This window comes from Stenotrophomonas sp. P5_B8, from assembly GCF_054049855.1.
Genome location: NZ_JBFULO010000845.1, coordinates 1 through 660, shown reverse-complemented (window position 1 = coordinate 660; position 660 = coordinate 1). Strand labels below are relative to the sequence as shown.

1 protein-coding gene is annotated in these 660 nt (G+C 68.1%); it reads right to left on the bottom strand.

Going from position 1 to position 660, the window contains the following annotated elements; translation table 11 throughout:
• Positions 1-34 precede the first annotated feature (34 nt).
• Positions 35-652, bottom strand: a complete 618-nt coding sequence (gene coaE, locus ACXJKH_RS21785) for a dephospho-CoA kinase (RefSeq protein WP_457322503.1) — start codon at positions 650-652, stop codon at positions 35-37.
• Between the last annotated feature and the right edge of the window lie 8 nt (positions 653-660).

Sequence of the window (660 nt, the reverse complement as noted above, 5' to 3'; positions counted from 1 at the left end):
GGCATACCCAAAGGCAGCCACCCATGGGGTGGCTCTACCGGTGGTCGGCAACCGTTTTGGCGGCCAGCACCCGGTACAGCTGATCCAGCGCCTCCACCTTGGCCTGCAGATGCTCCGGCTGCCCRTCATTGACCACCACGTCATCGGCCAGCGCCAGGCGCGCCTCGCGGCCGGCCTGGGCGGCGATCATCCGGTCGGCCAGTTCGGCGGTGATGCCATCGCGCTGCAGCAGGCGTGCGTGCTGCACGGCCACGGGCACATCGATCACCAGGATGCGGTCCAGCCACGGGTACTGTTGGCGGCCGCCGGCTTCGGTCAGCAGCGGGATGGCGGCAACCGCATACGGGCCGTCGGCCTGCTTGCAGGTGTCACGTAGCAGTTGGCGGATGGCCGGGTGGGTGATCGCTTCCAGTGCCTGACGGTCCTGCGCGGAGGCGAAGATGCGCTCGCGCAGGGTGGCCCGGTCCAGGTTTCCATCGGTCAGCAGGATGCTATCGCCGAAGTGCGCCGCGATACGCTCTAGGCCGTCGCTGCCGGGGGCAACCACGGCGCGTGCTGCGACGTCGGCGTCCGCCACGGTAATGCCCAAATCTTCGAAGCGGCGACTCAGCTCGCTTTTGCCGGCGGCGATACCGCCGGTCAAGCCGATGATGTAATGAG